The following is a 12,680-nucleotide window of genomic DNA, read 5'->3' as shown; positions in this document are numbered from 1 at the left end:
GCAGCCACGCTAGTTCATTCAACATAATTATTGAATGATGCGGTATCACACGGCCCCCGAGGAGACAAGTCCGTGGCCGAGAAGCCCCTTCAATCGCTTAGCAGCCTTGGCTCCGGCTCTGACGGCTCCCGAACGGGATTGATGTAGTGATGGCCGCACGCACCCGAGCCATCAATGCCGGTGCCGCATGACAACGATCGCGGCGCCAGCAGTGAGCCTCGGTCTCAAGGCCAACTGGCGGCAGTTCGCGCTGCTTGTGCTTATCAATGCATTCGTCGGCGGCATGGTCGGCATCGAACGCACCGTCGTGCCGTTGATCGGCTCAGAGGAATTCGGGCTCGCCTCGACCACGCTGGTCGTCTCCTTCATCGTCAGCTTCGGCGTCGTCAAGGCGCTGGCCAACCTTGTCTCCGGACAGCTCGCCGACAAATGGGGGCGCAAGCGCGTGCTGGTTATCGGCTGGCTGTTCGGCCTGCCGGTGCCCTTCATGATCATTTGGGCGCCAGACTGGAACTGGGTCATCGCCGCCAACGCGCTGCTTGGCATCAGCCAGGGCTTCGCCTGGTCGATGACCGTCATCATGAAGGTCGACCTTGTCGGCCCGAAGGGGCGTGGCCTCGCCGTAGGGCTCAACGAGTTTACCGGTTACCTCGCAGTCGGGATCACCGCCTTCCTCACCGGCTATCTCGCCAGCCGCTACGGTCTGCGACCAATCCCGATCTATCTCGGCGTCGGCTACGCGGTGGTGGGCACGGTGCTCTCGATCCTGCTCGTGCGCGACACGCGCGATCATGTGCGCGCAGAACTGGCGAACCATCCGCGCGAGGCATCACCCCTTTCCTTCCGCGAGGTCTTTGCGTTGACCTCTTTTCGGGATCGCAACCTCTTTGCCGCTTCGCAGGCCGGTTTGGTGAACAACCTCAATGACGGCATGAGCTGGGGCATCTTTCCGCTCTTCTTCGCAGCCGGCGGGCTTGGCGTGGAGCGCATCGGCATTCTGAAGGCCGTCTATCCCGTCACCTGGGGTGTGCTGCAGGTCGTGACGGGACCGCTCAGCGACCGCTGGGGCCGCAAGGGCCTGATCGTCGCCGGCATGTGGGTGCAGGCGGCGGCGCTCTTTCTCACGGCGCTGACCGCGAATTTCGGCTGGTGGCTGGTGGCCTGCCTCCTGCTAGGACTTGGCACGGCGATGGTCTATCCGAGCCTGATCGCCGCGGTATCGGATGCGTCGCATCCTTCATGGCGCGCCCGCTCGCTCAGCGTCTACCGCTTCTGGCGCGATCTCGGCTACGCGATCGGTGCGCTGTCGGCGGGACTGATCGCCGACTTCTTCGGCCTGGCGTGGGCGATTGCCTCGATCGCCGCCCTCACTTTCCTGTCCGGTACCGTGGTCGCTTTCATGATGCGCGAAGGTCATGCCGGACGAAGCAGTTGAACGTCGCCCCGGATGCGTCCGCCTCCGCCGCGCCAGCGTCGGGTTCCTGACGTGCCACTCGCGCGAAATCACACGAAAAAGCATCCGGCCGTTCAAAACCGTTTCAAAAACCGATTTGAAACGGTGTCGCGCCGCTAACTGATTGAGATTATTGGCGCGCCCGAAGAGATTCGAACTCCTGACCCCCAGATTCGTAGTCTGGTGCTCTATCCAGCTGAGCTACGGGCGCGCAACAGGCCATGCTTTGAATGGCCCGCGATCCGATCCTTAACGACCGGCCGCGATGTGACGTGTTCCCTAGCGACTGAATTTCCGAAAAGCAAGCCGATCCGGCAAAAGTTTTGCTGTTGTGCCTTGACGGGGACCGGGCGGGCGAGGATCAGGCGGGACGGCGCAGGCCGTTGCGGGCCTGGTCGAGCCGGACCGGCTGGTCGGGAATGGTGACCGCGAATGTGGTGCGGCCGCCTCTGCTTTCGACGAGCTCCACCGTGCCGCCATGGGCGCGGATCAGTTCATGGGCGATGGCCAGGCCAAGGCCGGTGCCACCGCTGCGGGCCGAGCCGCGGAACGCCGCGAACAGGTTCTCGCGCGCCTTCGGCGGCAGGCCGGGGCCGGTGTCGGTGACGGTGATGCGGCTGACGCTGCCGACGCGCTCGGCCGACACCTCCAACCGACGCACCACCGCGCTTTCCGCGTCCGCCGCCATCGCCTGGACGGCGTTGCGGCAAAGATTGGTGAGCACGCGAAAAAGCTGATCGGAATCGGCATCGACCTCGAAAGCCAGTTCGACGGCATTGACGAATTCTATGCCGCCTTCGGTGTCGAGCAGGCCGTGGACGTCATCGACCAGCTGGCGCAGCCTGAGCCTGCGGCGCGAGGGCGGCGGCTCCTGGGTGCGGCCATAGGCAAGCACACCTTCCGAATAGGATACGGCACGATCGAGCGCGCGCAGCAGTTTTGGCGCGAAGGCCTGCACGGTCGGGTCCTTGACCTGGCGCAGACGGTCCGACATCAGCTGCGCCGACGCCAAGATATTGCGCATGTCATGGTTGATCTTCGATACCGCGAGGCCAAGGTCGGCGAGATGCTTCTGCTCGGAGAGCATCTTTTGCAGCCGCTCCTGCATCTGCGAGAGCTCGCGCTCCGCAACGCCGATTTCGTCGGCGCGGGCAGCAGGGCGGATGATCCGCCCGGGGTCGTCGGGAGCCTCGGAGAAGGCCAGCATCGAGCGCGTCATCGTCCGGATCGGGCCGATCATGATCAGGTCTATGGCGGCATAGACCAGCATGGCGGTGAACAGCGAGATCAGCAGCGAGACGAAGGCGACGTTGCGCGAATAGATGAGCATGGCATTGCGCAGGCTGTAGTCGGGCATGATCAGCTCGAATTCCTTGTCGCTGTCGCCGACCGGCCCGAAAACGCGCAGCATCCGCTCGCCGCCGAACAACAGCGTGTCCAAGGCGCCGGTCATGCCCTCGATCAGGCCGACATTGGCAATGTCGATATGCTCGTCGACGTGCGGCGGCATCTCAGCCACCACCAGAAGCCGCGAGACACCGCCGTCGCGCACGGCGATCGCCTTGGCGCCGATCGCCATCAGCACATCGTTCTGGGCAGCGCGCGACAGCGAGGCGGGCTCTCCCTGCACCAGCACGATCGAGACGGCCGCGGCGGTGCTCAGCCTCTCTTTCAGCCAGCTCAGCCGGTAGCTGGCGATCCAGGGCAGAAAGATGAGGACCTCAGCCAGGAGCACGAAGACGATGGTGAGCAGCAGGAGCTTTGTCGACAATCCACGCGACAACGGCACCCTGCGGGCGGCTGCGGTCGCCCGATCGGTGTTTTCGTCCACGGATGGGATTTCACTCATGCTGCTTTTTCTTCACGATCACTTGATCGGCCAAGATTAGGCTATTGCGGCTTTTTTGCCAATTTCATCCTTCGTCCCAATCAGTGATAAGACCGCCCAGACCTCGGCCACACGCCAGCCGTTGGCCCGAGACGCCGGAATGTCGGGGCCGGTGTCGGCCCCGGATTGACTTCCAAAACCCTTCTTTCTATAAGCCCGCTCACGCTCGGGCCATTCGTCCCGGCGCGGTTTCGATCGCGCCAAAGCCGGCCGGGCAAAGCTCCTGTTACAGAGTGACAGAATCAAGAAGGGCCGCACCCCGCGGTATTAAAACAAATGAAGCGTACCTACCAACCGTCCAAACTCGTCCGCAAACGCCGGCACGGTTTTCGTGCCCGCATGGCCACCAAGGGTGGTCGTGGCGTCGTCGCAGCCCGCCGCAACCGCGGCCGCAAGCGGCTCAGCGCCTGAACGGAAGACGAGATCGTTGCCCGCAACCGGCAAGCCAGTGGGAGCACATCCCAAGCGGCTTCTGAAGCGCGCGGAATTTCTGGCCGTCCGGCGTGGCGAAAAGCGCCGCGGGCGGCTTTTTCTCGTCGAGGTTCTCGACCGCAGCGACGCAGCGGCGCCTCGCGTCGGCTACACGGTCACCAAGAAGGTCGGCAACGCAGTCGTCCGCAACCGCATCCGGCGGCGGCTGAGAGAAGCCGTGCGTACGCATGCCGCGGATGACATGAAGCCAGGCAATGACTATGTCATCGTCGGGCGCGAAGATGCGCTTGCCATTCCGTTCGGTCAGTTGAAGGCCGAACTCTCACGCCGACTGCGCGGAACACGATAGGCCAAGGCTTTCGATGGAAAACAACCGGAACTTCTTCATCACCATCGCGCTGTCGGTGCTGATCCTGTCGCTTTGGCAGTATTTTTACGTGCTGCCGCACAGCGAGGCGCAACGCGAGGCGGCCCGTATCGAAGAGCAGCGGCTAGCGGAGCAGAAGAAGGCGGCCGAAGCCGCCAGTCCGGGCGGCAGCGACACGCCGGTGCCGCAGCAAGGCGCCATTCCCAATGCACCCAATGCACCTGGAACTGACGGCACGACGCTGGCCAGCCGCGAACAGGCGCTGGCGTCGACGAAGCGCGTCAGGATCGACACGCCGAGCCTGGAGGGCTCGATCAATCTCGCCGGCGCCCGTCTCGACGACCTCAAGCTCAAGCACTACAGGCTGACGGTCGACAAGAACTCGCCCGAGATCGAACTGCTCAACCCGGCAGCGCTGCCTACGGGCTACTATGCCGAGATCGGCTTTATCGGCAGCGACAAGACCGGCACGGTGCCGGGCCCGGAAACCGTGTGGACCGTCGACGGCAATGCGACGCTGACGCCGGCGACCCCGGTCACGCTGAGCTTCACCAACGACAAGGGCCTGACCTTCAAGCGCACCTTCTCCGTCGACGGCGACTACATGTTCACGGTGTCGGACACGGTGCAGAATTCGGGGTCGGCCGCCATTACCCTGTCGAATTACGGCCGTGTCACCCGCTTCGACAAGCCTGCCGTTGCCAGCATCTATGTGCTGCATGAGGGGCTGATCGGCGTCACCGGCACGGAAGGCCTGCAGGAACACACATATTCGTCGATCGAGGAGGACAAGCAGTTCACGCCGAGCAAGTCGACCGATGGCTGGCTGGGCATCACCGACAAATACTGGGCGGTGACGCTGGTGCCGACCGAGAAGCAGCAGTTCCAGCCGCGTTACGCCTATTTCGAGGACGGCCGCCCGCGCTACCAGGCCGACTTCCTCACCGACCCGATCACCGTCGATGCCGGCCAGTCGGCGACAGTCGAGAGCGAAATCTTCGCCGGCGCCAAGGAAGTGGCCAAGGTCAACGCCTATGCGGAAGACCGCAACATCAGGCTGTTCGACCGTTTGATCGACTGGGGATGGTTCATCTGGATCACCAAGCCGATGTTCTATCTGATCGACACGATGTACAAATTCTTCGGCAATTTCGGCCTGGCCATCCTGGCCACCACCGTCGTCGTCAAGGCCGCCTTCTATCCGCTCGCCAACAAGTCCTACGCGTCGATGGCGAACATGAAGAAGGTGCAGCCCAAGATGCTCGAGATCCGCGAGAAATACGCGGACGACAAGATGAAGCAGCAACAGGCGATGATGGAGCTCTACAAGACCGAGAAGATCAATCCGCTCGCCGGCTGCTGGCCGGTGGCGCTGCAGATCCCGGTCTTCTTTGCGCTCTACAAGGTGCTCTACATCACCATCGAGATGCGGCACGCACCGTTCTTCGGCTGGATCCAGGATCTGGCGGCGCCCGATCCGACCTCGATCTTCAACCTGTTCGGCCTCATTCCGATCGCGCTGCCGGATATGTTGATGATCGGCGTCTGGCCGCTGATCATGGGCCTGACCATGTTCCTGCAGATGCGCATGAACCCGACGCCGCCGGACCCGACGCAGGCCATGATCTTCACCTGGATGCCGGTGGTCTTCACATTCATGATGGCGGGTTTTCCGGCCGGCCTCGTCATCTACTGGGCCTGGAACAATTTGCTTTCGATTATCCAGCAAGGCGTGATCATGAAGCGGCAGGGCGCCAAGATCGAATTGTGGGACAATCTGGTCGCGCTGTTCCGGAAGAAACCGTCGCCGGCGGAATAGAAGGCGCTGCCTTCTGCCGAATCCAGGAAAGCCCCGGCGCGGCGGTAGACGCCGCCGCGACCTATAAGCTCCGCTGTCGTTTCAGGAGCGCTGCGTCGATGAACAGGTAAGGATGATCCGCTGCGCACGCGGTCCGTGCTGCCGGGCGGATCGCACTATTTTGACCTGTTGTTTCGTCGATGGAGCCAGACCATGATCGGACCCAACCCCAACATCAAGCACCCGATCCCGATGCATAGCCGCGTCGGCTTCCTGAAGGGGCTGGTCACGGCGCCGAACATCGAGATCGGCGACTTCACTTATTATGACGATCCGGACGGGCCGGACAAATTCGCCGAGCGATGCGTGCTGCATCACTATCCATTCATCGGCGACCGGCTGATCATCGGCAAGTTCTGCGCCATCGCCGAGGGCGCGCGCTTCATCATGAACGGCGCCAATCATGCCATGTCCGGCTTTTCGACCTATCCGTTCAACATCTTCGGTCATGGCTGGGAAGAGGGTTTCGATCCGGCGACCTGGTCGAAGGAATTGCGCGGCGACACAGTGATCGGCAATGATGTATGGATCGGCATGGAAGCGGCGATCCTGCCCGGCGTGGCGATCGGCGATGGCGCCATCGTTGCGGCAAAGTCGGTGGTGACGCATGACGTGGCGCCCTATGCGATCGTCGCCGGCAATGCGGCCAAGGTGGTGAAGATGCGTTTCGACGACAGGACCATCCGGCGGCTTTTGGCGGCGGCGTGGTGGGATTGGCCGGTGGAAAAGATCAGCCGCAACCTCAATGCCATTCGTGGCGCCGATATTTCTGTTCTGGAGGCAGCGGTTTGAACGCGTTTAACAAGTCCGTGATCGGCATCGAGCTGTTCACGCGGCCGTGGATCTTCATCCGCGGCGTGCCGGCGATGAAGTTCCTGCCGCCGGAAGGACCGCCGGAGATCGCCTTTGCCGGCCGCTCGAATGTCGGCAAATCGTCGCTGATCAACGCGCTGGTCAATCAGAAGGGACTGGCGCGCACGTCCAATACGCCAGGGCGGACGCAGGAACTCAACTATTTCGTTCCGGGCGGGTTTTCCGGCGAAGGCGCCGACCTGCCGCCGATGGCGCTGGTCGACATGCCAGGCTACGGCTACGCCACCGCGCCCAAGGAAAAGGTCGACGACTGGACGAAACTCGTCTTCGACTATCTCAAAGGCCGTGTCACCCTGAAGCGCGTCTACGTGCTGATCGACGCCCGCCATGGCATCAAGGCCAAGGATGACGAAGTGCTGTCGCTGCTCGACAAGGCGGCGGTGTCCTATCAGATCGTGCTGACCAAGACCGACAAGATCAAGACGGCCGGCGTGCCGCGATTGATCGAAGAGACACTGCAGAAGATCAAGAAGCGGCCGGCCGCGTTTCCGTTCGTCCTCGCCACATCGTCGGAAAAGAACGAGGGACTCGAGGAATTGCGCGCGGCGATCGTGCTGGCGGCCAATGGCGGCTAGAGCGGGATGCGTTCAAATTGAACTGGCATCCCGCTCTATCTGTTTGTTTTTAGCCGCATTTCTGCGACGCCAAGTGATTCCACTTGGCTGCAAAATGCTCTAGGACTTTGCCTCCAGGGCGATCGTCTGGGTGCTTTCTTCCGTGACAAGCCTTTCGGTGCCGTAAGCCTTCAGGAACATGCCGACGCCCGACCTGACGATGTGGTCGATTTCATCCTGGCTCGGGGCTTTGGTGCGGTAGGCGAATATGCACTGACGGAAAAGACCCGCCAGGCACAGTTCGGTGAACTGATAGGCGGCAAGATCGACATCGTCGATCTCGAGCAGGCCGCGCTCGATGGCGGCATTGAGAAAAGCAACGACCTTGTCGTGGCCGCGTTTCGGGCCGCGTTCGTAAAAACGCGCACCAAGTTCGGGCATCCTGTCGGACGCGCCGATCACGGTGCGCTGCGCCTGGACCACCTTGGCCGAGGTGATCTTGAGGGACAGCACCTTGCCGAACTTCACCAGCGTCTCGCGAAGGTCGTCGGCGCGGTCGAGCAGATCGTACATATTCTTGAAGATCGTGCCGCGCTCTTCCTCGATCAGCGCCTCGAACAGCTCTTCCTTGTTGGCGAAGTAGACATAGATCGTGCCCTTGGAAACGCCGGCCTCACGGGTGATGTCGTTCATCGACGCCGCTTCGAAGCCCTTGTCGATGAAGACACGACGTGCGCCCTCGATGATCTGGCTGCGCTTGACCGGGTCCTGTCCCGCCGCCGGGCGGCCGCGACGCAGGCCATCCAGCGGATCGCACTGGTCCTTGTCGGGCTCGGTCATAACGTCACACCTCGAAAAAAATTCGAACCGATCGGTTCGATCATCCTTGATATGGGCCTCTCACCGCGCTAAGTCAACGTCAACATCGAACCGAACGGTTCAGTCTGATGCCCGGTTTCTAGCGATGCCAAGAGAGATGCCATGTCCTCGAACGCGACCCCAACCGCCGAAGTCCGTCCCTTCCCCAACGCCAAGGTTGCGCCGGCAATCGAAGCGCCGAACCCACCGACTGAGCCCGCAACAAGCCCTCCGGCCGAGGCGCCGGCCAAAAAGAAACGCTCGGCACGCTCCTTTCTGTTGCCGATCATTGCGCTTGGCTTGCTGGGCGCAGGCGCCTGGTATGGCTATGATTACTGGACCGACGGGCGTTTCATGATCTCCACCGACGACGCCTATGTCCAGGCCGACATGGCGTTCATTTCGCCGAAAATTTCCGGCTATGTCGATCAGGTCAAGGTGACCGAGAACCAGCAGGTCAAGGCCGGCGACCCGCTGCTGGTCGTCGACAATGGCGACTACAAAATAGCGGTCGCCCAGGCCGAGGCGCAGATCGCCACCTTGAGCAAGACGCTCGATCGTATCGACGCCCAGACCGAGGCGGCGCGCGCCTCGCTCGAGCAGGCGCAGGCGCAGAAGACCGCCCACCAGGCCGCCGCCGCCAATGCGGCGCGTGTCCAAGCGCGCGCCGCCCAATTGCTCAAGACACATGTCGGCACCCAGGCCCAACTGGACGATGCCCAGACCGCGGTCGAGCAGGCCAATGCCGCCCTTGTCGGTGCCGACGCCCAGATCGCGGCGGCTGAGGCCAATATCGGTGTGCTCCAAGCGCAGCGCGCGGAGACGGCAAGCACGCTGGCGTCGCTGCAGCTTGCCAGGGACAAGGCCGCACGCGACCTGTCCTTCACCGTGCTGCGCGCGCCCTATGACGGTGTCGTCGGCAACCGCTCGGTCGAGCAGGGCGACCTGATCAGCCCCGGACAGAAGCTCGCCGTCATCGTGCCGATGGACAAGCTCTATATCGTCGCCAATTTCAAGGAGACCCAGCTTGCCCGGCTGGTGCCTGGTGAAAAGGTCAGGATTTCGGTCGACGCGATCGACGGCCAGGATTTCGAAGGCACCGTCTCGTCGCTGGCGCCGGCATCCGGCGCGATGTTCTCGCTGCTGCCGCCGGAAAACGCCACCGGCAACTTCACCAAGGTCGTGCAGCGCGTCCCGGTTCGCATCGACGTGCCGGCGGATGTGCTGAAGACAGGCAAGCTGCGCGCCGGCCTCAGCGTCGTCGTCGCCGTCGACAGCCGCACCGCACCTTCGGCGTCGAACTGAGCGGCCGCTTGGGAGCAATGCCGTGGCAACCGCAACCTCGACAGCAGGATCGCCGCCGGCGAGGCCGGCTACGCCTGATACCATTCCCACACGCCGCATCATCGCCTTCCTGGCGATGGTGTTCGGCATGTTCATGGCGATCCTCGACATCCAGATCGTTTCGGCCTCGCTGGCCGAGATTCAGGCCGGCTTGAGCGCCAGCTCCGACGAAATTCCGTGGGTGCAGACCGCCTATCTCATCGCCGAAGTCATCATGATCCCGCTGTCCGGTTTTCTCAGCCGGATGCTGTCGACGCGTGTGCTGTTCACCGTCTCCGCGGCCGGCTTCACCGCCGCGAGCGCGCTGGCGGCGACCGCCACCAACATCGACCAGATGATCGTCTACCGCGCCGTCCAGGGTTTTATCGGCGGCGGCATGATCCCAAGCGTGTTCGCTGCCGCGTTCACCATCTTCCCGCCGTCGCGCCGTGCCATGGTGTCGCCGATGATCGGCCTGGTGGCGACGCTGGCGCCGACCATCGGCCCGACTGTCGGCGGCTATATCAGCCATGCCATGTCCTGGCACTGGCTGTTCCTGATCAATGTGGTGCCCGGCATCATGGTGACCGCAGCCGCATGGTCGCTGATCGACTTCGACAAGCCCAATCTCAGCCTGTTCCGCAAGTTCGACTGGTGGGGCCTCGCCGGCATGGCGGCTTTCCTCGGCTCGCTGGAATTTGTGCTCGAGGAAGGTCCCAACAACGACTGGCTTCAGGACCAGGCCGTGTTCATCTGCGCCATCCTGATGACGGCCGGCGCGGTGCTGTTCTTCTGGCGCGCCTTCACTGCCGAGGAGCCGATCGTCGACCTGAAGGCCTTCGCCAACGTCAACTTCGCTTTCGGCTCGCTGTTCTCCTTCGTCATCGGCATCGGCCTCTACGGCCTGACCTATCTCTATCCGGTGTATCTGGGGCGCATCCGCGGCTACGACTCCCTGATGATCGGCGAGGCGCTGTTCGTCAGCGGCCTGGCGATGTTCGTCACAGCGCCGATTTCCGGCATCCTGTCGCGCAAGATGGATCCGCGGCTGATGATGATGATCGGCTTCTTCGGCTTCGCTGCCGGCACCTGGCGGATGACCTATCTGACCGCAGACTGGGATTTCTGGGAGCTTTTGCTGCCGCAGATCCTGCGCGGCGCCTCGATGATGCTGTGCATGGTGCCGATCAACAACATCGCGCTTGGAACGCTGCCGCCTGACCGGCTTAAGAATGCATCCGGTCTGTTCAACCTCACCCGCAATCTCGGTGGCGCCGTCGGCCTTGCCGTCATCAACACCGTGCTGATCGACCGCAGCGCCTTCCACTACGCAAGGCTGGCCGAGCATGTGCAATGGGGCAGCGCCGAGGCGCAGACCAGGCTGCAGAACATGACGCTCGACTTCCAGCAGAATGCCGGCCTCGACGCCTCCAAGGCGGCGATCTCGAAACTGTCCGGCATGGTCCAGCAGCAGGCTTCGCTGCTGTCCTTCATGGACGTGTTCTATCTGTTGACGGCGCTGTTCGCGACGCTGGCGATCTTCACCATGGTCATCCGCAAGCCGGCCGAGCCGGCGGGCGGAGGCGGCGGACACTGATTGAGCAACTTTGCGCGCCCAAAGGACGCGGCGCTGTGGGTCAGGCCGTGGCCGGCTTAAAAGTCAAGGCGACGCCGTTGATGCAATGACGCAAGCCGGTCGGCGGCGGGCCGTCGTCGAAGACATGGCCGAGATGACCGCCGCAGCGGCGGCAGTGGACTTCGGTTCGGGTCATTCCGAGGGACCTGTCCGCGGTCATGCCGACGGCGTTGGGAATCTCCTGCCAGAAGCTTGGCCAGCCGGTGCCGGAATCGAACTTCGTATCGGAGGAATAGAGCGGCAGGTCGCAGCCGGCGCAGGCGAAGATGCCCTTGCGGTGTTCGTTGAGCAGCGGGCTGGTGCCGGGATATTCGGTGCCTTCCTTGCGCAGCACATTGAAAGCCGCATCGGACAGGATGGCGCGCCACTCGGCCTCGGTCTTGGTGACCTCGAAGGTTTCGGCCGCGTGTGCGTCCTGCGGCCTGCCGATGCGCAGCGCTGCTGCCGTGCCTGCCAACAATGCCACAGCGGCACCGCTCCAAAGAAAGTCGCGCCGGATCATCACCATTCCTCCTCTTTCCGTTTGCCAAATTCGACCGTCACATGGAAATCAAAAGCCGGTGACGGCCAGCTCCCGACACCGGGCACTCCGCACCTGCCCCACACTTACAGCGGACGGTGCGGAGTGTACGCCTGTCGATTGCGCGGGTCACGCAAGCGGAAACCCGCGCACTCGGCATGGAGCCTCAGCCATATGTTCGCTGGCGACGGGCGCTTCGTTACATCTTCGGCAGGAGAACCTTGTCGATGACGTGGATGACGCCGTTCGACTGCTCGACATCGGCGACAGTCACATTGGCGACATTGCCGTTCTCGTCGGTCGCGGTGACCTTGCCGTTTTCGGCCTTGAGCGTCAGCTCGCAGCCCCCAACCGTCTTGACCTTGTGCGCGCCACCATCGTCCATGGCCATCTTGGCGACGTCGGCTGACATCGCCTTGGCACCGATGACGTGGCAGGTCAGGATCTTGACCAGCTTGTCCTTGTTTTCGGGCTTGAGCAATGTATCGACGGTGCCGGCCGGAAGGGCGGCAAAGGCCTCGTTGGTCGGCGCGAACACGGTGAAGGGACCGGCACTCTGCAGCGTGTCGACGAGACCGCCGGTCTTGACGGCCGCGACCAGCGTCGTGTGATCCTTCGAATTGACGGCGTTCTCGACGATGTTCCTGGTGGCATACATGGCGGCGCCGCCGACCATCGGATTTTCGGCATAGGCGGCGGTGGCAAGCGCGGAGACGGCGACCGTTCCGGCAAGCAAAAGTGTGGCGAACTTACGCATTATTTCTATCTCCTCAGTTTATTTTTTCCCCTCTTTGGGGCGCAAGGAGATACGGGGGATAAATGCCCGAGTTTCGCCCATTCAGGAGAAAATTTTATTTTTTATAACGGCGAGCATGATTTTCAGGGCAGGACTCTTACAGCCTGCATGCTTCCCCGCCA

12 protein-coding genes and 1 tRNA gene are annotated in these 12,680 nt (G+C 62.6%); 8 read left to right on the top strand and 5 right to left on the bottom strand.

Annotated features, from left to right (window positions below; translation table 11 throughout):
- Positions 1–187 precede the first annotated feature (187 nt).
- The gene (locus AC0L3O_RS25615; protein WP_473534831.1) at positions 188–1,435 is read left to right on the top strand and encodes an MFS transporter; all 1,248 of its coding nucleotides are present in this window, start codon (positions 188–190) and stop codon (positions 1,433–1,435) included.
- A gap of 152 nt (positions 1,436–1,587) precedes the next feature.
- Here the strand turns inward: AC0L3O_RS25615 and AC0L3O_RS25610 are convergent.
- Positions 1,588–1,664, bottom strand: a tRNA-Arg gene (locus AC0L3O_RS25610).
- 150 nt (positions 1,665–1,814) lie between these two features.
- A complete protein-coding gene (locus AC0L3O_RS25605) occupies positions 1,815–3,302 on the bottom strand; it encodes an ATP-binding protein (protein ID WP_473616948.1) in 1,488 nt (495 codons plus the stop codon).
- Between the two features lie 315 nt (positions 3,303–3,617).
- Here AC0L3O_RS25605 and rpmH point away from each other — a divergent pair, with 315 nt between their 5' ends.
- The 5 genes from rpmH to yihA all read left to right on the top strand — a co-directional run bounded on the left by rpmH (position 3,618) and on the right by yihA (position 7,446).
- Entirely contained in the window at positions 3,618–3,752 is a 135-nt protein-coding gene (rpmH, locus tag AC0L3O_RS25600; RefSeq protein WP_008833937.1) for a 50S ribosomal protein L34, read from the top strand.
- 16 nt (positions 3,753–3,768) lie between these two features.
- On the top strand, positions 3,769–4,122 hold the full coding sequence (rnpA, locus tag AC0L3O_RS25595; protein WP_473616946.1) for a ribonuclease P protein component: 354 nt from the start codon (positions 3,769–3,771) through the stop codon (positions 4,120–4,122).
- Between the two features lie 13 nt (positions 4,123–4,135).
- Positions 4,136–5,959 carry a membrane protein insertase YidC gene (gene yidC / locus AC0L3O_RS25590; RefSeq protein WP_128175791.1) on the top strand — a complete coding sequence of 608 codons (1,824 nt, stop codon included), beginning with the start codon at positions 4,136–4,138 and terminating at the stop codon, positions 5,957–5,959.
- 192 nt (positions 5,960–6,151) lie between these two features.
- Positions 6,152–6,790: a CatB-related O-acetyltransferase gene (locus tag AC0L3O_RS25585; protein ID WP_023801588.1), complete on the top strand. Its 639-nt coding sequence runs from the start codon at positions 6,152–6,154 to the stop codon at positions 6,788–6,790.
- The gene (gene yihA / locus AC0L3O_RS25580; protein ID WP_473534830.1) at positions 6,787–7,446 is read left to right on the top strand and encodes a ribosome biogenesis GTP-binding protein YihA/YsxC; all 660 of its coding nucleotides are present in this window, start codon (positions 6,787–6,789) and stop codon (positions 7,444–7,446) included. The genes AC0L3O_RS25585 and yihA overlap by 4 nt, the downstream gene beginning before the upstream one ends.
- A 99-nt stretch (positions 7,447–7,545) precedes the next feature.
- On the opposite strand, the gene AC0L3O_RS25575 is transcribed toward yihA, so the two are convergent.
- On the bottom strand, positions 7,546–8,265 hold the full coding sequence (locus AC0L3O_RS25575; RefSeq protein WP_287173293.1) for a TetR/AcrR family transcriptional regulator: 720 nt from the start codon (positions 8,263–8,265) through the stop codon (positions 7,546–7,548).
- 141 nt (positions 8,266–8,406) lie between these two features.
- On the opposite strand from AC0L3O_RS25575, the gene AC0L3O_RS25570 reads away from it, so the two are divergent.
- Together AC0L3O_RS25570 and AC0L3O_RS25565 are read left to right on the top strand one after the other, a co-directional pair.
- The gene (locus AC0L3O_RS25570) at positions 8,407–9,588 is read left to right on the top strand and encodes an HlyD family secretion protein (protein ID WP_473616945.1); all 1,182 of its coding nucleotides are present in this window, start codon (positions 8,407–8,409) and stop codon (positions 9,586–9,588) included.
- Between the two features lie 82 nt (positions 9,589–9,670).
- Positions 9,671–11,203 carry a DHA2 family efflux MFS transporter permease subunit gene (locus AC0L3O_RS25565; protein ID WP_287238507.1) on the top strand — a complete coding sequence of 511 codons (1,533 nt, stop codon included), beginning with the start codon at positions 9,671–9,673 and terminating at the stop codon, positions 11,201–11,203.
- 40 nt (positions 11,204–11,243) lie between these two features.
- Here AC0L3O_RS25565 and msrB read toward each other — a convergent pair whose 3' ends face one another.
- Together msrB and AC0L3O_RS25555 are read right to left on the bottom strand one after the other, a co-directional pair.
- Positions 11,244–11,744 carry a peptide-methionine (R)-S-oxide reductase MsrB gene (gene msrB / locus AC0L3O_RS25560; RefSeq protein ID WP_128170234.1) on the bottom strand — a complete coding sequence of 167 codons (501 nt, stop codon included), beginning with the start codon at positions 11,742–11,744 and terminating at the stop codon, positions 11,244–11,246.
- Between the two features lie 217 nt (positions 11,745–11,961).
- On the bottom strand, positions 11,962–12,519 hold the full coding sequence (locus tag AC0L3O_RS25555) for a fasciclin domain-containing protein (protein ID WP_128170233.1): 558 nt from the start codon (positions 12,517–12,519) through the stop codon (positions 11,962–11,964).
- Positions 12,520–12,680 lie beyond the last annotated feature (161 nt).

This window comes from Mesorhizobium sp. WSM4810, assembly GCF_055811235.1.
This window is presented reverse-complemented; position numbering and strand designations above follow the sequence as displayed.